Below are 18,284 nucleotides of genomic sequence, written 5' to 3'. Positions count from 1 at the left end.
GGTTATCGGTGCCTTTTGATTAGTCCTTTAAATAGTTTTCAACGTATTCGTCGATTTCAGTCAGGTAAGTTGCTTTTTGAACGTCGCTAATCCAGGCTGTTTCGAATGAATTTTTAGCGAAGGTCACGACTTGGTCGATCGTCAATTGGTTCGCATTGGCGATGGCTTCGTAGTTATCGTTGATGTAGCCACCGAAGTAGGCCGGATCGTCCGAATTAATGGAGACTTTAACGTCGTGGTCGATTAAGTTGAGGACTTCTTGATCCTTCATATCGTCGGCAACTAGCCGGTTGGATAAGGGACAAGAAGTTAAACCGATTTTGAGTTGCGCGACCCAATCAACCAGGTCGGGGTTTTCGACGATGTTGGTGCCGTGATCCAAGCGTTCAACCCGGATAATCTCGAGTGCCTGTTGAATATGTTGAATCGAATCCACTTGATCAATATCGGCGTGCATCGTAATCCGGTAACCTTGGGCAACTGCTTCGCCGTATTCGCGTAGGAATTTCAATGGTGGATTGTGGTGTTCATCGGAATCTAAACCAATACCGAGAATCTTGGCTTGATAAGGTTTGGCAGTTTCTAAAAGTTGGCGCGCCGATTCCGCTGATAAATCACGAAGGAAACACATGATGAGATGGGCATCGACATTGAAGGCGTGCGCGTCGACACAGGCGCGGTGAAAGCCGTTGACAACGGTTTCGAAAGCAATCCCGCGAGCCATGTGCGCTTGTGGATCGAAGAAGAGTTCGGTGTAACGGATATTTTCTTGATGCGCCTTGGTTAAATAGGCCATGGCTAATTGGTAGAAATCAGCTTCGGTTTGTAAGACGTCCATTGCTGGATAATAGACGGCCAAAAATGAGGCGAGTGAATTGAAGTTGTAGCTGGCTTGGACTTCGGCAATCGTCGTTTGGCCGATATCAACGCCGTTTTTTTGAGCGAGCGCTAATTTCAATTCGGGTTCGAGCGTGCCTTCTAGATGTAAATGCAATTCTGCTTTGGGTAAACCGTTAATAAAATCACGTGTTGCTAATTGGTTTTTCAAAAAATCAGCCTCCTAAAGAATTATCAATAACCATAGCATACTGGAAATCAGTGTGTATTTCAAGTTAAATCCGAACGATTATTTAATTTTCAGAAATATTGTTCTTGATTTATCTAAAATGTTTTGGCATACTGAACTTATCAATTGTAAATGGGAGCTGAGTAGAAATGGCAGCAGCAGAACAATTATCTGGATTAAGTGGTCAAGCCGACCGCGTCTTTAAATTACAGGAATCGGGCACAAACGTTAAACGGGAAGTGCTTGCCGGGTTAACGACCTTCGTCTCAATGGCGTATATCTTATTCGTCAATCCGCAAATTTTGGGTGAAGCCGGGATGGATAAAGGGGCGGTCTTCACCGCCACTGCCTTATCCGCCATTATCGGTTCATTATTGATGGCTTTCTTGGCGAATTATCCGATCGCCATTGCGCCAGGGTTAGGCGACAACGCGTTCTTTACTTATTCAGTCGTGATTGCGATGGGCATTTCGTGGCAAACCGCGATGGCCGGCGTCGTTGTCGCTTCCGTGATATTCATGGTGATTACTTTATTCAAAATTCGGGAATACATTATCGATGCGATTCCGCATGATTTAAAACTGGCGATGGCCGCCGGAATCGGGTTATTCATAGCCTTTGTCGGCTTGCAAGGTGGCGGTTTAATCGTTGCCAGCAAGTCAACGTTGGTTCAAATGGGTTCGTTGACGGTGCCAACGACTTGGTTAACAATCTTTGGGCTAATTGTGACCGGCGCTTTGATGGCCAAAAAGGTTAACGGCGCGATTTTCATCGGGATGATTGCGACGACCATTTTGGGCTTAGTCACGAAGTTAATTTCATTACCGAGTCATTTAATTTCCGTTGCGCCTAGCATGAAACCGACGTTTGGCGTTGGGATTCAACATCTAGGCGACATCAACCAACCCCAATTATGGGCGGTTGTTTTAATTTTCTTATTAGTCGCGTTCTTCGATACAGCCGGCACCTTAATCGGGTTAGCCGAACAAGCCGGTTTCATGAAAAATGGTAAAATGCCACGCGTGGGCCAAGCTTTAATGGCTGATTCAATTTCAATGATGGCCGGTTCCGTAATGGGGACTACGCCAACTGCTGCTTACGTTGAATCCTCAGCGGGGATTGCGATGGGTGGTAAGACCGGTTTAACCAGTTTAGTGGTTGGGGTCATGTTCGGCTTTTCGATGTTATTCTCACCCTTACTGACCGTTGTGACGACCCAAGTCACTGCGCCGGTTTTAATCATTGTCGGCGTCTTGATGGCCAGCTCATTGAGCAAGATTGATTGGGGCCGTTTCGAAGTTGCTTTACCTAGCTTTTTAACGATAATCGCGATGCCACTGACTTATAACATTGCTTACGGGATTGCCTTTGGCTTCTTAGTTTATCCATTAACGATGCTTGCTGCGGGCCGGCGTAAAGAAATTCATCCCGCGATGTACGCTTTATTCTTCGTCTTCATTATTCTGTTGTATGTGATTAATATCTTACCGAAATAAAGGAGTTCATTCAGATGTCAGATCGATTAACCGCTTTTAAAGCCTTGATTCAAGCTGGTGGCGCCAAACGCCCGGCCGATTTAGTGATTCAAAATGGTCAACTCGTCAACGTGATGACTGCCGAAATTTATCCTGCCGAAGTGGCGATTTATCAGGGTAAAATTGTCGCGGTTGATCCCGACGTTTCGGCCTATATCGGCAGTCAAACGCAAATCATCGATGCCCAGCAACAATATTTGGTGCCGGGGTTAATTGATGGGCACATTCACGTTGAATGTAGCAAGCTGAGTATGACGAGTTTCGCTGAAGCCGTCGTGCCCCACGGAACAACGAGTATCGTTTCGGGATTAGACGAATATATTTCCGTGATTGGGGTGGCCGGTTTAACCGAAATTTTTAAAGAAGTTGAACAACTGCCGATGCGGGTCTTCTGGGGCGCACCGTTTAAAACCCCCTACACAATTCCAGCGTCGACGATTGCCGATAACATCAATTCCGACGTTCAAGCACAGTTACAAAAGCGTGCGGATGTCTATGGGGTTTGGGAAACCGTTCGTGAAGCAGTTGAAACCTTAGATGAAGATACGTTAAAAACGTTGTTGAGTGCGCAAGATAATCATCAACCGGTTTGGGGTTGTGCGCCAATGGCAACTGGCACTAAGTTAAACGAATATTTAATGAGTGGTGTCCGGGTCGATCACGAAAGTTATGATCACCAAGAATTACTCGAAAAAGTCCGTAAAGGGATCAACGTCGTGATTCGCGAATCCTCTGTGACTCATTTCTTAGCCGAGAATATTCGTGCCATCACTGAAACTGACGGGCAAATTGCACGACATGTTAGTTTCTGTACCGATGATGTCAATGCGATGGATATTGATCAAAAAGGACACTTGGACCATCTAGTGCGCTTAGCGATTGCGGCCGGTGTGGCACCAATGACGGCGATTCAAATGGCGACGATTAATAGTGCCGAAGCGTATCGGGTCGATGACCAAATTGGGTTGATTGCGCCGAACCGCCATGCGGACATTTTATTCGTCTCGGATTTAAACCAATTTAAGATCACCAAAGTATTGGCGAAAGGCCAACCAGTTGCAACCGATTATCAAATTGATACACCATTGGTGCGCCCAGTCCGTCCCGCTAGTTTAGCGAATACGGTCGTTCGCGAGCGGGTACAAGCCAGTGATTTCGAATACCATGTCGCTGAATCAGCGCAACAGGTGACGGTTCAAACGATTGCCAGTGAAGGACCGTTTGTCCGCCGTGCGAAAACCAAAACTTTGGCAGTTCAAGACGGGATTGTCCAAATCGATCCAGCTCAAGATGTCGCGTTGATTTCGGTCTTAGAGCGCTTTGGTAAGAATGGTAATCAATCACTGGGATTCACTTCCGGTTGGACACTCAAAAAAGGCGCGATGGCTTCTAGTGCCGCGCCCGATGATAATAATCTGATTGTGATGGGAGTTAATCCGGCTGATATGGCACTAGCGGTCAATACGTTAATTGAACGCGATGGTGGCCAAGTTGTCGTGGCAGATGGCGAGATTCTAAGTTTCTTACCATTACCGATTGCGGGAATTGTCAGTGATGTGACCCCCGCTGAACTTGCCATACAAGAAAAAGCGATTCTAAAGGCGAGTCAAGCCATCGGTAGTCAGGTCGTGGATCCGATGTTTTACATGACGTTCTTGCCCATCACCGCGATTCCAGATTTAGCAATCACCGATTTAGGCAATGTTGATTGCAATCAATTAACGTTGTTTGATCCGATTTTAGAAATTCAATAATATAAAATCAAGCTGTGACAGACCGTGGGTATCAATCGAGTGCCAACATCCGCGATTTGATTGCGGACCAAATTAGAAAAACGGCCTATCCCAACAGGATAGACCGTTTTTTGAATTGTTAGTTTTAACCAGTTATTCAGCTGATCGCTGATTAGTTTTAGCAAAAATAGCGACGAGCATTAAGATGACTGAGACTAAACTCATGAACAAGAAGGTCATGTTAACGCCGTGCATGGGTGCTTGTGCGCCTAAAGTGGCGGCTGAATTTTTAGCAACTGTACTCATGATGCTGACGAAGATTGCGGAACCGACCGCGCCAGCAATCGTCCGCAACGAGGTTAATAAGGCTGTCCCGTGCGCGGTCATTTGGACGTCGATGCCACTCATCCCCCAAGTGACTAACGGCATCATCAAACAACCGATGGCCAGGCTCCGCAAGACGTTGAGTGCGGCGATTAGGATGAGAGAGGTTTTAAGCGTAATGAAAATCATGCCCACATTACTAATCAAGAGGACTAAAGCGCCGGCGATGAATAAGCGTCGCATCCCAAAGCGGTCATAAATTTTACCAGCAAAGGGACTCAAGATGGTCATGGCCAGTGAACCGGGGAGTGTGACTAAGCCGGAAGTCGTTGCCGAGAAACCCTTAATGGTTTGAATGAACAGTGGTAGGATAATCGAAGAACCCATCATCACGAAATACAATAACATACTACCGATTAAACTAATGACGAACACTTTATTTTGTAAAACGTGGAGATCTAAGAAGGGTTCTGGGCGTTTAAATTGGCGTTTCGCAAAGATGAACATCCCTAAAATGCCGAGAATCAACGGGCATAAAACGGGGAGTGAGAAGAGTTTATAAGTCCCGATATTGCCAATCCCGAGTGTAATCCCGGCATAGGCAATCCCGCTGATGACAAATGATAGGGTGTCGAAATGTTTCTTACTTGTGGGCAAAACGTCTTTAAAGACCATGAAGGCAAAAACGAGTGAAATCGCCATGATGACAATCGCGGCGATGAAAATCATCCGCCAACCGCTTGTATCGACTAAGATGCCGGCAATTGTGGGGGCGATTACTGGTGCGGCGCCGATTGATAACCCGTACCAACCCATGATCGTGCCCCGTTTTTCGAGTGGATACATTGTCAGTAGAATGACTTGGGCCATCGAAGTCAGAATCCCGTTCCCGCAGGCCTGCAAGACGCGGCCGATCATTAAGACGACGAAATTTGGTGCGACCACGCAGAGCGCGAGGCCGGCGATGAACAGGCTAATGGCGGTTAAATAGAGTTTACGCGTTGGAAATTTAGTGATTAAAAAGGCGGTTAATGGCATCGTGATGCCCATCGCGAGTGAATAGCCGCTGGTCAACCATTGGCCGGTCGTGACCGAGATATGGAAGTCGACGACCATCGACGGAAGCGCCGTCGTCAGGGCCGTTGCGAGCATTGATGAGGCAATACAACTAATCAGAATATTGATAAAAATTGACGTTCTTTGTTTTTCGTTGACCATTTTAAACCATCCTTATAAGTAATAATGCCAGTTATTATGGCCTTTAGTAATATACGCCTATTTAGCCGGATTACAACCGATAAAATCGGTCATTTTGTCGGATTAATGGTATGATTTGGATAACGATGCGAAAGGTGGTGCGGCGGTGAATACTAAACAAAATCAACGGAAACAAGTCTCTAAAGATAAGATTGAAAAAGCCTTTTTGACGTTAATTCATACGAAACCCCTCAATAAAATTACGATCCAATCATTATGTACATTGGCGCAAGTCAATCGGACGACGTTTTACGCCCACTACGCCGATATTTACGCGTTAACCGAAACGATTCAAAACGGGTTTCAACAGGAAATCCGACTGATTCTAAAACCGTTGGATCGACAAACGTACGCGAATATTGAATCGATTTTTGCACAATTATTTGAGTTTATCCAATCGCACCGCGATTTTTACGGGATTTATTTGACGGATCATCAGTATTTTACGCCGCCAGATGCGCCCATTATGCCAGCTCCCAGTAGTCAGTTCTACGTTGATGACGAACGGCATTACCATTTGCAATTTTTCATGGCGGGCTTTGGCGCGGTTGCGCGCGAATGGTTACGCAACGATTGCCAAGAAACACCTCAAAAGATGGCGGCCTTGATTTGTGATGAGTACCGGCGTTAAACCACAAAAATAACCGACGCCAGCTCATTTTTTTGAGTGGGGTGTCGGTTATTTAGATTGGCGTTGTAAGGCCGCCGTTTTAAGTTGTTCGACTGGAATCGGGACAATATCCGCTTTGGCTAAAATTGCCAAGGTTTCACTTAGTAGGACATCTAGTCGTTGTTGCTCGGGCGCTTCGAGTTTATCCAGTAACCCGTTTAGATGTTGGGCGACTTTTAAAACTTGTGCTTGGGCCATGGCGTTACCGGCTGGATTGGCGTAAACGTTGACCAATCGACGGTTATCGGTATTATGTCGGCGTTCAACGAGGTCTAGCTTTTCTAAGGTAAGGACATTGCGCGAGAGTTGCGATTTAGCAATCCCTAATTGGTCGGCTAAATCGGACATCGCAATGCCGGGATGACACGCGACGGTACAGACGATTAAGGAATTTAAAGGGGTCAAATCGGACGATTCTGTATTAATAAAACGAAAAATATTTTGCGCTAACGTTGAAAATAAGGTGGCGAGCACTTTAATGTTAGCGGGGAGTGCATCAATGTTGGGTGGGAAACTAGGTTCAGCCATAACGTTGCTCCTTTATTGTTGCGAATAATATCAGTATAAAGGTATAATTAATTAAAATCAATGATTGACAATTGTTAAATGTTTATTATAATTGGAAATAACTTAAGTGAAGGATGTGAACGGGTTGCTTGAATTACAGCATTTAAAGAAATATTATACCGTTGGCGAAACAACGACTAAGGCATTGGACGACGTATCAGTCGCGTTTAGAAAACAAGAATTTGTGGCCGTTTTGGGACCTTCTGGTTCGGGTAAAACGACGATGTTAAATATGATTGGTGGCCTAGATCGTTATGATTCTGGGAACCTGATTATTGAAGGTAAATCAACCGATACGTTTAAGGATTCAGATTGGGATGCTTACCGGAATAACTCGGTCGGTTTTATTTTCCAATCGTATAACATTATTGGCCATTTATCGATTATTGATAACGTGGAAATGGGGATGACCCTTTCCGGTGTCGATGCGGCTGAAAAGAAAAAGCGCGCAGAAGACGCCTTAGTTCGGGTTGGTTTGAAGTTACACATGCACAAACAACCCAACCAATTATCCGGTGGTCAAATGCAACGGGTCGCCATTGCGCGGGCGATTGCCAATGATCCTGAAATTCTGTTAGCCGATGAACCAACCGGCGCTTTGGATTCTGAAACATCCGAAGAAATCATGCAACTGATCAAAGAGTTATCTGAAGAACGATTAGTCGTCATGGTGACCCATAACCCAACCTTGGCGCGTCAATACGCCGACCGGATTATTGAATTTGCGGATGGTAAGATTCAAACCGATTCAAACCCGTATGAAGATCACGATACGGCCAATAATTTTGAATTGAAACACACAAAGATGAGTTATTTAACGGCTCTGAAATTGTCGTTTAAGAATATCATGACTAAGAAAGGCCGGACATTCTTGACCGTCTTTGCCTCTTCAATTGGGATCATCAGTATCGCGATTGTCTTGGCGCTTTCGAATGGTTTCCAGAAACAAATTGATCAAACACAACAAGATACGATGGCTTCGATGCCGGTCTCAATTGGGGCGGTCGCTTCTGATGCTTCCGGCACCCAATCCGTGATGAGCGGCCAGAGTAAAGGCTTTGCGAAAGGCAAATACGTCAAAGCGGATTTAAGTCAGTCTGAAAAGACGCAACACATCAACAAGTTGACGACTAAATACGTTGATTACGTTCAAAAGATGCCGAAGAAAGACGCTAAAAACATTGCGATTTCTTACAGCACTGGGATGAATTTAATCCGTAAAGTCGACGGCAAGTGGCAAACGGTGAAGTTTAGCAATTCCGATGCCGGCGCCTCAACGATTGATGCCTCAGCGATGATGGCGAGCATGACCGGTGTGGGTGGTTCCGTTTATCCAATCGATCGTAACGGTGGCCAAAGTTTCTTGAAATCGAACTATAAAGTGTTAGCAGGTCGTTACCCAACGAAGAAAACGGATGTCATTTTAGTCGTTGATCGCCAAAATAACATTACGTTATCGGCGCTGAAGAACTTAGGCATCGACGCTAAACGCAATCAGAAAATTGATTATAACAAGTTAATCGGTACGTCAATCAAACTGGTTAACAATGATAGTTTCTACCAAAAATTACCAACTGGCAACTACTTACCCAACCAAGATTACGCGTCAATGGCGACTGCTAGCAGCACCAAAGAGCTAAACGTTGTCGGTATTTTACGGGTTAAATCGAAAAATAGTGACGGTTTATTGGCGAGTGGCGTCGTTTATAGCGATCAATTGACCAAAGAAGTTTATAACGCGAATAAGAATTCAGCAATTGTCCAAGCCCAAACCGCCAGCACAACTAACGTGATGACTGGTGCGGCAATGGATGCTACGACTAAAACACAAATGTTAACTGTATTAGGTGGCGAACAAACGCCATCAAGTATCCAAATTTACCCAACCAACTTCAAGAAGAAAGATCAAGTGTTGGATTATTTAGACAAATACAATACGGGTAAAAAGAAAGCCGACCAAATTATCTACACGGATATGGCTGGCCAAGTTTCGAAATTAACCGGAGGCATGATGGACGCAATTACTTACGTCTTAGTCGCTTTTGCCGGTATTTCATTAGTGACATCGATGATTATGATCGCGATTATCACTTACACGTCAGTCCTCGAACGGACCAAAGAAATTGGGGTCTTGAAAGCCTTAGGTGCTCGTAAGAAAGATATCACCCGCGTCTTCGATGCGGAAACCGCCATCTTAGGGATGGGCTCCGGAATCTTCGGCGTTGTGGTCGCGTGGTTATGCACGTTCCCAATCAACGTCATCCTAGAGAATTTAACCGGCTTGACCAACGTCTCGCAGTTAAACCCAGTCCACGGCATTGTCTTAGTGATTGTCAGCACAGTCTTAACAATCCTAGGCGGCCACGTACCAGCTAGAATGGCAGCGAAAAAAGACGCAGCAATCGCATTAAGATCAGAATAAGAGCAGAGCGTGACTTGAGCGATTAAACCTTGAGCATAGCCTAGAAACGACCCTGATGGTTTGTATTTTAACCATCAGGGTCGTTTTGTAGCTAGGCGGAAAGGTTTGCTCAAGAAGCGCGTTTAGAGCGTTAACTTGGTTGCGGGTAGCAACTGAGCATTAACAAAAATCACCAGTTATCTTGAACTTAAGATAATTGGTGATTTTAGGTTAAGCGGAAGTTGTTGCAAACAAAAGCGCGTTTCAGATAGAGCGCTGATTCGAGTTGGTTAGGCTTTGAGGATTAACCTAATAACGGGAATTATGGGCGATTTACCCATGGGTTCCGTTATGTCGTTAACCGGAAAAGATTACTCGAGAAGCGCATTTCAAAAAAATAGCCCCCCTCGACTAACCGTCGAGGGGGGCTATTTTTATTACATCGTCGTTGCTTGTTTCAAATAGCGTTGGGTCAGATAATCGGTAATATTCGACCGGGTGATAATCCCAACGATTTTATGATTTTCGACAACTGGCACTTTTTTAATCGGTTTAGCACTTAACAGCTGACAAACACTTTCGAAAGAAGCGGTGGGGTCAACTGTAATGAGCTGACGGGTACTAACTTCTAGAACACTTAACGACGTTAGATTCGCCAATTTTTGATCAAAATCAACATCGGTTTCTAAAAGGGCCGTTAATAAGGCGGTGCCATCGAGTGCAGCAGCTGGATAATCGGCGGTGCGGAGATAACGTAAAATATCGCCATCACTGATAAAGCCAACTGGTTGCCCATTTTGATTAACAATTGGGGCGCCACTAATGTGTTTTTGTGAGAAATAAAGTAACGCTTCTTGGACGTTAGCGGTAGCTGGTAAGGTGTAAACGTCGTGCTCCATATGCGTTTTGACGATATTGTCAGGTGTGGCCTGGCTGGTCAATTGATTTTTCAATTTAAGGTAATAACGATCGACATAAACCGCGTAGATGACGCCGCCGATGACAAAGGCCAAGGCCGTTAATGCAAAACCGTTGGCAATCCCAATCGAGGTTTGCAGACTGCCCATTAAAAATGAGCCAATCCCAATACCGATATCATAAGAAAGCATGTAAGTAGCATTGGCAACGCCACGTTTAGGCGCGGGGGTGGTGCCAGTCACAAAGGATTGGAAGAGTGGTTGGAGAATACCGTAACCTAAACCGAATAGGAAACCGGCGATTAATAGATGCAGACTGGTTGTTAAGAAGGCGTAGCTGGCCATCGTGACCATTAAAAGGACTAAGCTGAGGTATACGAGAACCCGGTGACGACCGTTATCGATCATTTTTTGGGTTGAAAATTTTGATAATAACATGCCGAGCACTAAACAAATGTAGAAATACGGAATGGTTGCTGTTAAATGTAAGTCTTGGGCGAGTAAGGATGAATAAGCAATCACGGCGCCAAATGGAATCATGAGGAACATCATGTTGAACATGAAAGGTAAGGCTGGTTTGTAAATTGTATCTCTAAAAGCAAACTTTTTGCGAGTGACCTTTGGATATTGAATATGGCTGGCACAAACACAGATGAAGGCCACGACGGTCATTGCAAAGATAATTAAGAATGCAGTTGGACTGTTGACGTAGTTTTGAACTTGAATCCCGATATAGGGGCCAAAAGCCATCCCAATCGAAATCGTTAAGGCAAAGCGACTGATGCCGGCGGTTACGTTAGCACGCGGCAAAACATCGCCGGCCAGCGTCATAGTGGCCGAACCACAGACGGAATAGACAATCCCCATGTATAAACGGATTAAAACGAGTGCGCCAAAAGTGGGGAAGAGAATGAAACTTGGGAAAGCGAGACAGAATAGTCCGAGAAATAATAAATAGACGTGGTAGCGATTGAAGTTATCCAATAGATAACCGGCAATTGGTCGAAAAATAATGGTCGCCAGCGACATCGCCGTTAGAACAATCCCGACTTTCATCCCAGTAATGCCGTGTTCTTGACAGTAAATCGGAATAATCGGAATTGAGGCGTAAAAGGCGGCCATCATCAATAAGTTGGTGATGAATAGTAAAATAAACTGTTTGTTCCAAATTTTAGTGGTTTGTTCCATAAGTGTTTAACTTCCCGTTCTTTAAAATTAAAAAAGGTGGCAATTGCCACTATATTAATTTAGCACACTCATTTTTGGACGTCAACAACTAGTTGCAAATGCCACTATGTTTAGTTAGAATAACGGTAACAGATGAGGAGGCCAACTGACATGCCTGATATTATGGATAGCGGCTTTAAAGCCATTTCAATTTTGTATCGTAAATCGCATATTTGGTTAAATGAAGGCTGTGCGCAATATGCATTAACCGCCGCCCAAGCGCTAGTGATTTCGATTGTTTGTGATTTTGGCGTATTGACCCAAGATGGGATCACCAAACGACTCGGCTTAGACAAAAGTGTCGTCGCCAAAACGGTTTTGAAATTAGAAGAAACGGGTTATTTGATTCGCACGAAAAATACGAAAGACAAACGAACTTACGACATTCAACCGACTGACAAAGCATGGGCAGTTTATCCATCCGTCAAAAAGGAAGTCGATATCTGTTTCCAACGCATGACCGAAACGATGACGACTAAAGAACAAACGGATTTCAAACGACTGTTGTTAATGGCGGCGAAAAGTACAATTTGATCAGAGCGCTGACTCAAGTTGGTCAGGCTTTGAGGATTAACCTAATAACGGGAATTATGGGCGATTTACCCATGGTTTCCGTTATGTCGTTAACCGGAAAAGCCTACTTGAGAAGCGCGTTTAGAACATTAACTAATCATTTTAAACTAAAAAAACAGTGCGTGATTACCGATGATTCGGTGATCACGCACTGTTTTTTAGTTAATAAGCTTGGACAAATAAACTAATCGCTAGGCCAATTGCGGCAATCCCGATGCCGATTTTAGTCCAGCGTTCGGGGAGCAAGCGAACGATTGAGGGGCCGATTAAACCACCCACTAAAAAGCCAATCCCTAACGGCCAAACGAGCGACCATTGAATCGTCGTTTGTAAGTAGTAGATCAACGTTGCGATACAATTGGCTAGGCCCATAATCAGATTTTTGGTGGCGTTGTATTCAGTGAAGCGCGCTTGGCTGATGATCGAGAGTAAAGACAACATTAACACGCCAGAAGCGGCGCCGAAATAGCCACTATAAATCCCAACGAAGAAGACGCCGAACCAAGCGAGAACAACTTGCCACTGAGCCGGTTGTTTAACTTGTAGATGGCGCGGAATCAAAATTAAGAGGCCGGCCGATAAAATAAAGAAAGGCACCACTTTTTGAAAAGTCGCCGCGGGAATTTTAAAGAGTAGTAACGCGCCGACAATACAACCGATCAAGGTTAACGGTAGGAGTGTCAGCAGCTCTTTGCGCTGGTGTTTCAATTCTTTACGCGAGGCGATTGTGGCCCCAACGCCGGTAAAAATTAAACCGGCCGTATTAGTCACGTTGGCGGTGACGGGTGGTAATCCAAGCGCCAATAAGGCGGGATACGAAACTAATGAGGCCAAGCCGCCAACCGTGCTGACGATGCCCGCCGCAATACCAATCAAGATTAAGATGAAACTCATTTGGAAGGTCGCCATTTTAAAGGAACTCTTTTCTATGAATGAATGGATGCTTTAGTTGGTTGGAAATAGGGTCTGACCAATCGATGGTATAGATAAGCGCCGCCGAAGAAATAGCTAGTGGCTAGCAAACTGGTCAGGGGCAGTGTGTGGAACATCGTGGTTGGTAAGATGATCGCTAATAATGGGAAAGCATAGGCTGCCGGGATTTTAACCCGTAATAGCCAAAGCAAGAGGGCCACTAGTGGAAGTGCGATTAAAGTCACTAGTAAACGCGAATCGATTAAGCTATAAGTGATGACGCCAATCGTCGCTGCCCCGGTGAGGGCGATCACTTGTTTAACGGCCATTTTACCAGAATACATTGGTTTTTGTAACACTTCGAAAAAGACGACAAAAACCGGCGGAATCGCCGCCATCTGTGGTTTACCGGCTAAGGTGACTAGGCCGACCCAAATCACCGCTAAACCTAAAAAGACGAGCATCGCGCGGTAATTAATCGGTAGTGGATCGGCAGTGCGGGTCGCGAGTTGCCGGAATTGAACGGCCAACATTAAGATTAAGGTGAACACTAAAATCGCGATAATAAATGAATAGTGACGTGCATTGACGATAATCGGCAGTAACCCAGTCGCAAACGCCGGCGCTAATGTGGACCGCATGACACTTAGAAAACCGACCATTAAGCCGAGTAATAATAGGATTTTTTCGGGATAGGTCCACGGTAATAAGTTAATCCCAAAACCGACAATCGCGGTGGTTGACGGGATGATAAATATTTTGCTGGGATTGGCCACCCAATTGGGTTCGTGATAAAGCCATAGACCAGCCGTCAAAGCGGCGATTTCCGGTAAAATAATTTCGACATCGTCTAACCAAGTAGCGATGGCGACCATACTTATAATGAAGATAAAGCCGGTCAGATATTCCAGCCATTTTAAATGAATTGATTTCAAGATTCTTAAAACTCCTTACTAAAAATAATCGTACAAACTAGCATAACATATTCTTTAAAAGAAGGCAGGTTTGGCGAAAATTAAGTTAGCCTAAAAATATTGTTATCGATACTAAAATAATGTATGATGAAGGTAATAAGTTAGGTTTACCTAAAAATGGATGGAGGCTCTTTATGCTAACAATTAAGAACCTCACCGTTGCTTACGATGACACACCAGTCTTCACTGATGTTGCCGTTCAATTTGAAGCAGGCAAAATAACTGGAATCATTGGACCAAACGGTGCGGGTAAATCAACCCTGATCAAAGCGATACTGGGGTTGATTAAAACACAACAAGGCCAAGTTACTTACAACCAGCGACCCTTAAAAGAGGTTCGCAAAAACGTGGCGTACGTTGAACAACGCAAAGATTTAGATTTGAACTTTCCCATCAACGTTTTGGATGTCGTGTTGACCGGGACGTATGGCCAACTAGGCTTATTGAGAAACCCCGGTAAAGTTGAAAAAGCGGCTAGTTTAGCGGCTTTAGAACAGGTCTCATTGACGGCGTTTGCGAAACGGCAAATCGGCCAGTTGTCGGGCGGGCAACTCCAACGTGTTTTCGTGGCGCGGGCGATTGTCCAAGAAGCCGATATTATTATCTTAGACGAACCATTTGTTGGGATTGATTTACAGAGTGAAACGGCGATTATGACCATCATGAAAGCTTGGCGCGATGCCGGTAAAACGATTATTGTCGTCCATCACGATTTAAATAAAGTGACCCAGTATTTTGATGACTTAGTAATTATGAATCACGGGATTGTCGCTTATGGGCCGGTTGAATCGGTTTATCATGCTGATAATATGGCACAGGCTTTCAGTGAGGATCTATCAGCAATCTTGTTTGAAACAGATCAGGAGGTGGCTAAATGACCTCAATTCATGATTTTATTAGCGCTTTAGGCCAATATGATTTTCTCCAAAGTGCCTTGTTAACGGCGATTATGGTCGGGGTGATGTCGGGGATTGTCGGCTGTTTCATTATCTTACGCGGGATGTCGTTAATGGGCGATGCGATTTCACACGCGGTATTACCAGGGGTCGCCGTGGCCTACATGCTCGGGATTAACGTCTTATTCGGAGCTTCGGTTTTCGGGATTCTAGCCGCCGTTTTAATCGGCTTTGTCGCCGCCAATAGTAAAGTTAAAACCGATACGTCGATTGGGATTGTCTTCAGTGCTTTTTACGCGCTGGGTTTTATCCTGATTTCGATGGCTGAAAGTGCGACGAACTTACACCATATCTTATTCGGGAATATTTTGGCGGTCAGCGATAGTGATATCATGACGACCGCGGTGGTTTTAGGCTTAGTGATCTTATTCGTTTCGATTTTCTACAAGGAATTATTGATTACGTCGTTCGATGAAACTTACGCGAAAACTTACGGTTTAAAAACGCAACTATTGCATTACGGACTAATGTTAGTGTTAACGTTAGTCACGGTTTCGGCGTTGCAAACGGTCGGGATTATCTTAGTCGTTGCGATGTTAATTACCCCGGCGGCGACCGCCTTTTTATGGACGGAACGCCTCGCAACGATGCTCTTTTTATCCGCCGGAATCGGCGTGATCTCAGCCACGACCGGTTTATATTTCAGCTATACCTTGAATTGGGCATCGGGCCCAGCGATTGTGCTGATGGCGGCTGTTCTATTCGCGATTTCTTTCTTAGTCGCCCCCAAACAAGGTTTCCTCAAATGGCGACCAAGTGCAAAGGAGCCAACTAAATGAAACGAATTTTAATCACCTTCGTCGGTGTCATCGCGATGGTCAGCGGCGTTTATTGCTGGCTGAATCAGCGCAATACGGTACCGAGTGCGCCGACCACCCAAAAATTACAAGTCGTCACAACCAATTCGATTTTGGAAGATTTGGTCCACCAAGTCGGGCAGGATCGAATTGAACTCTATAGTATTGTTAAACGTGGGACTGATCCGCACGAATACGAACCGCAACCGAGTGATATTACGCAAGCTACGGATGCCGATGTGATTTTCCACAACGGCTTAAATCTGGAAACGGGTGGTAATGGCTGGTTTAAAAAACTCGTTGAAACTTCACATAAAAAGTTTGACGAAGACGTTTTTGCGGCCAGTGATGGTATCAAGGTCCAGCATTTAACGACCAACGTTAAAGAACAAGATCCGCACGCTTGGTTGGATTTAGCAAACGGCATTATTTACGTTCAAAATATTACCAAGGTTTTGAAGGATAAGGATCCGAAGAATGCGGCCTTTTACCAACAAAATGCGGATCGGTATATTGCTAAATTGCAAAAACTGCACACCACGGCGCAATCGAAATTTTTGGCGATTCCAGAACAACAACGCTTATTAGTGACTTCGGAAGGCGCCTTTAAATATTTCGGTCAAGCCTATCACGTGCAGCCGGCCTATATTTGGGAGATTAATACTGAATCGCAAGGGACGCCAGAACAGATGAAAGCCGTCTTAGCGAAGATTAGAGCGGCCAAGGTTCATAGCTTGTTTGTTGAAACCTCGGTCTCACCGAAATCGATGGATAAGGTTGCCAAAGAAACGGGCATTCCAGTATTCGCTAAATTATTCACCGATTCCTTAGCGAAAAAAGGGACAACCGGCGACACCTATTACACGATGATGAAATGGAACATCGACCAGATTTATGCGGGATTAGTAACACAAAAATAGCGATCAAAAAAAAACGAGCTGCAGATTTGCAGCTCGTTTTTTTGGTGGTTAATAGCTGAATAGAAATAAAATTTGATTGATGTCCATTTTACAAGTATCATCATAATATGAGACCAACATTCTTGGAAAAGAGTGGTGGCCTTTTATATTGGTAAAATATCAATTAGGGGCTATAAGGTACTTTTTGCAAAAAGAAGAGGAAATAGTTGTTATTGTAGGAACGAATGGAAGCGCATACAATATTGAGTGTAGAGGAGGCAATCGTATGAGGTATGGTCACCTATTATCAGTTCTAAGTGAATGTTCGCCACAGCCGGTCAGTCGCGATAAGTTATGTGAGGATTTTGGGATTAGTGACCGAACACTTTGGAAGAATATTAAAGATTTGAAGCACGATGGGCTAAAAAATGGCTTTCAGATTAAAACGGTCAGAGGAAAAGGCTTTTGCTTAGGCATATCAAATGAAGCGGAATTTAAAGGCTTTACGCAGAAAATAGCCATTAGCGAAAATCGAGATCGAATTATTCCAATGAAGCAACGTTTGAACAGCTTAGAGTTTATTCTGCTTTTAGCAGGGGATTTCATGACATTAAGGGAGCTTTCAGAACGCTTAAATGTCAGTGTTTCGACAATTAAAGATGACTTAAAGAAAACTGAATCATTTTTTCGAGAGAATTCATTAAAAGTGAGTGGCAAACCCCGGTTTGGTATTTTAGTTGAGGGTGAGGAAGACAATAAAAGAAAAGCAATCATTGGTCTATTTAGAACACAATTGTCGACCTTAGTGATTACGCCAGAATACGAAGCTTTTACAAAAATGATTGATGAAAGAGCGCTCAGAGAAACGCTTGAAGCAAGTCTTGAAGAGCATGATTATGCGATTAATGATTTATTGTTAAAAAATGTGATTGAACACGTTAGGTTATTAATATTTAGGTTGTTGCGAAAAAACTATGTTAATGAAAAAGCGGGGGAGAATATTCCGAGTGACGATATTCGTGTAGAGACGTTAGTTCATACGATAGTTGATTACATTGAGGAATATTATGATTTAATCGTTCCGGATTTTGAAATTATTTATTTAAGAAGACAGATGATTGGGAAGCTTTCCTACGTTGAAAATAAGCAAAAAAGTAATTATATCAGATTAATCGATAATGCATTAAAAAATGTTGATCTTATCTATAAAACAAAGTTCAGATTAGATAATGATCTTCAAGATTATTTATTGATTCATTTAGCAACTTTGGTTAAACGGTTATCGACTAACCATCAACTAGATAATCCTTTGATTGATGATATCTACGTAAAATATGCCAATGTTATTAATATTTCAATGGATTTTACAAATTATATTAATCGAAAATTTCAAGTTTAAGTTAGCCACTTTTAGTTACTATGTTTTAGGTCTTAGTATCTAGCTATCGAACTGAAATGAGTTGAACCCTGTTTGTT

At 43.9% G+C, this 18,284-nt stretch carries 15 protein-coding genes; 9 read left to right on the top strand and 6 right to left on the bottom strand.

Translation table 11 applies throughout. The features are described 5' to 3' along the window. Window positions 1-19 precede the first annotated feature (19 nt). Complete coding sequence (add, locus tag LFUMFP_RS09175; RefSeq protein ID WP_106483511.1) at window positions 20-1,048, bottom strand: adenosine deaminase; 1,029 nt, start codon at window positions 1,046-1,048, stop codon at window positions 20-22. 167 nt (window positions 1,049-1,215) lie between these two features. Here add and LFUMFP_RS09170 point away from each other — a divergent pair, with 167 nt between their 5' ends. After that, entirely contained in the window at window positions 1,216-2,562 is a 1,347-nt protein-coding gene (locus tag LFUMFP_RS09170) for an NCS2 family permease (RefSeq protein ID WP_106483510.1), read from the top strand. 14 nt (window positions 2,563-2,576) lie between these two features. After that, on the top strand, window positions 2,577-4,355 hold the full coding sequence (locus tag LFUMFP_RS09165; protein WP_106483509.1) for an adenine deaminase C-terminal domain-containing protein: 1,779 nt from the start codon (window positions 2,577-2,579) through the stop codon (window positions 4,353-4,355). Between the two features lie 132 nt (window positions 4,356-4,487). On the opposite strand, the gene LFUMFP_RS09160 is transcribed toward LFUMFP_RS09165, so the two are convergent. Continuing rightward, window positions 4,488-5,876: an MDR family MFS transporter gene (locus LFUMFP_RS09160; protein ID WP_106483508.1), complete on the bottom strand. Its 1,389-nt coding sequence runs from the start codon at window positions 5,874-5,876 to the stop codon at window positions 4,488-4,490. A 145-nt stretch (window positions 5,877-6,021) separates the two neighbouring features. Here LFUMFP_RS09160 and LFUMFP_RS09155 point away from each other — a divergent pair, with 145 nt between their 5' ends. Continuing rightward, window positions 6,022-6,546, top strand: coding sequence for a TetR/AcrR family transcriptional regulator (locus LFUMFP_RS09155; protein ID WP_158697745.1), 525 nt, complete (start codon window positions 6,022-6,024; stop codon window positions 6,544-6,546). A gap of 48 nt (window positions 6,547-6,594) precedes the next feature. Here the strand turns inward: LFUMFP_RS09155 and LFUMFP_RS09150 are convergent, their stop codons facing one another. After that, entirely contained in the window at window positions 6,595-7,113 is a 519-nt protein-coding gene (locus LFUMFP_RS09150) for a MarR family winged helix-turn-helix transcriptional regulator (protein ID WP_025082813.1), read from the bottom strand. A gap of 124 nt (window positions 7,114-7,237) precedes the next feature. On the opposite strand from LFUMFP_RS09150, the gene LFUMFP_RS09145 reads away from it, so the two are divergent. Then, window positions 7,238-9,574 carry an ABC transporter ATP-binding protein/permease gene (locus LFUMFP_RS09145; protein WP_106483506.1) on the top strand — a complete coding sequence of 779 codons (2,337 nt, stop codon included), beginning with the start codon at window positions 7,238-7,240 and terminating at the stop codon, window positions 9,572-9,574. Between the two features lie 416 nt (window positions 9,575-9,990). On the opposite strand, the gene LFUMFP_RS09140 is transcribed toward LFUMFP_RS09145, so the two are convergent. After that, window positions 9,991-11,658, bottom strand: coding sequence for an MFS transporter (locus LFUMFP_RS09140; protein WP_025082811.1), 1,668 nt, complete (start codon window positions 11,656-11,658; stop codon window positions 9,991-9,993). A 150-nt stretch (window positions 11,659-11,808) separates the two neighbouring features. On the opposite strand from LFUMFP_RS09140, the gene LFUMFP_RS09135 reads away from it, so the two are divergent. Then, complete coding sequence (locus tag LFUMFP_RS09135; RefSeq protein ID WP_025082810.1) at window positions 11,809-12,231, top strand: MarR family winged helix-turn-helix transcriptional regulator; 423 nt, start codon at window positions 11,809-11,811, stop codon at window positions 12,229-12,231. A 201-nt stretch (window positions 12,232-12,432) separates the two neighbouring features. On the opposite strand, the gene LFUMFP_RS09130 is transcribed toward LFUMFP_RS09135, so the two are convergent. Next, window positions 12,433-13,179, bottom strand: a complete 747-nt coding sequence (locus tag LFUMFP_RS09130) for a sulfite exporter TauE/SafE family protein (RefSeq protein WP_106483505.1) — start codon at window positions 13,177-13,179, stop codon at window positions 12,433-12,435. A gap of 17 nt (window positions 13,180-13,196) precedes the next feature. Further along, a complete protein-coding gene (locus tag LFUMFP_RS09125) occupies window positions 13,197-14,117 on the bottom strand; it encodes a hypothetical protein (RefSeq protein ID WP_106483504.1) in 921 nt (306 codons plus the stop codon). 173 nt (window positions 14,118-14,290) lie between these two features. On the opposite strand from LFUMFP_RS09125, the gene LFUMFP_RS09120 reads away from it, so the two are divergent. The 4 genes from LFUMFP_RS09120 to LFUMFP_RS09105 all read left to right on the top strand — a co-directional run bounded on the left by LFUMFP_RS09120 (window position 14,291) and on the right by LFUMFP_RS09105 (window position 18,207). Next, on the top strand, window positions 14,291-15,034 hold the full coding sequence (locus LFUMFP_RS09120) for a metal ABC transporter ATP-binding protein (RefSeq protein ID WP_025082808.1): 744 nt from the start codon (window positions 14,291-14,293) through the stop codon (window positions 15,032-15,034). Continuing rightward, entirely contained in the window at window positions 15,031-15,891 is an 861-nt protein-coding gene (locus tag LFUMFP_RS09115; RefSeq protein ID WP_106483503.1) for a metal ABC transporter permease, read from the top strand. The genes LFUMFP_RS09120 and LFUMFP_RS09115 overlap by 4 nt, the downstream gene beginning before the upstream one ends. Next, on the top strand, window positions 15,888-16,829 hold the full coding sequence (locus LFUMFP_RS09110) for a metal ABC transporter substrate-binding protein (protein ID WP_025082806.1): 942 nt from the start codon (window positions 15,888-15,890) through the stop codon (window positions 16,827-16,829). Before LFUMFP_RS09115 ends, LFUMFP_RS09110 begins: the two co-directional genes overlap by 4 nt. A gap of 148 nt (window positions 16,830-16,977) precedes the next feature. Then, window positions 16,978-18,207, top strand: coding sequence for a BglG family transcription antiterminator (locus LFUMFP_RS09105; RefSeq protein WP_158697744.1), 1,230 nt, complete (start codon window positions 16,978-16,980; stop codon window positions 18,205-18,207). Window positions 18,208-18,284: the final 77 nt, after the last annotated feature.

The sequence above is a fragment of the Latilactobacillus fuchuensis genome (genome assembly GCF_900258455.1).
In the GTDB taxonomy this organism is placed as follows: Bacteria; Bacillota; Bacilli; order Lactobacillales; family Lactobacillaceae; genus Latilactobacillus; species Latilactobacillus fuchuensis.
The sequence above is the reverse complement of the archived record's forward strand: the minus strand, read 5'-3'. Positions and strand labels throughout refer to the sequence as shown.

Bases quoted from the DNA above. Each gene is read 5' to 3' on its own strand.
- LFUMFP_RS09170 (WP_106483510.1), top strand. From the start codon at position 1,216: ATGGCAGCAGCAGAACAATTATCTGGATTAAGTGGTCAAGCCGACCGC.
- LFUMFP_RS09150 (WP_025082813.1), bottom strand. From the start codon at position 7,113: ATGGCTGAACCTAGTTTCCCACCCAACATTGATGCACTCCCCGCTAAC.
- LFUMFP_RS09135 (WP_025082810.1), top strand. From the start codon at position 11,809: ATGCCTGATATTATGGATAGCGGCTTTAAAGCCATTTCAATTTTGTAT.
- LFUMFP_RS09110 (WP_025082806.1), top strand. From the start codon at position 15,888: ATGAAACGAATTTTAATCACCTTCGTCGGTGTCATCGCGATGGTCAGC.
- LFUMFP_RS09120 (WP_025082808.1), top strand. From the start codon at position 14,291: ATGCTAACAATTAAGAACCTCACCGTTGCTTACGATGACACACCAGTC.
- LFUMFP_RS09140 (WP_025082811.1), bottom strand. From the start codon at position 11,658: ATGGAACAAACCACTAAAATTTGGAACAAACAGTTTATTTTACTATTC.
- LFUMFP_RS09160 (WP_106483508.1), bottom strand. From the start codon at position 5,876: ATGGTCAACGAAAAACAAAGAACGTCAATTTTTATCAATATTCTGATT.
- LFUMFP_RS09165 (WP_106483509.1), top strand. From the start codon at position 2,577: ATGTCAGATCGATTAACCGCTTTTAAAGCCTTGATTCAAGCTGGTGGC.
- LFUMFP_RS09130 (WP_106483505.1), bottom strand. From the start codon at position 13,179: ATGGCGACCTTCCAAATGAGTTTCATCTTAATCTTGATTGGTATTGCG.
- LFUMFP_RS09115 (WP_106483503.1), top strand. From the start codon at position 15,031: ATGACCTCAATTCATGATTTTATTAGCGCTTTAGGCCAATATGATTTT.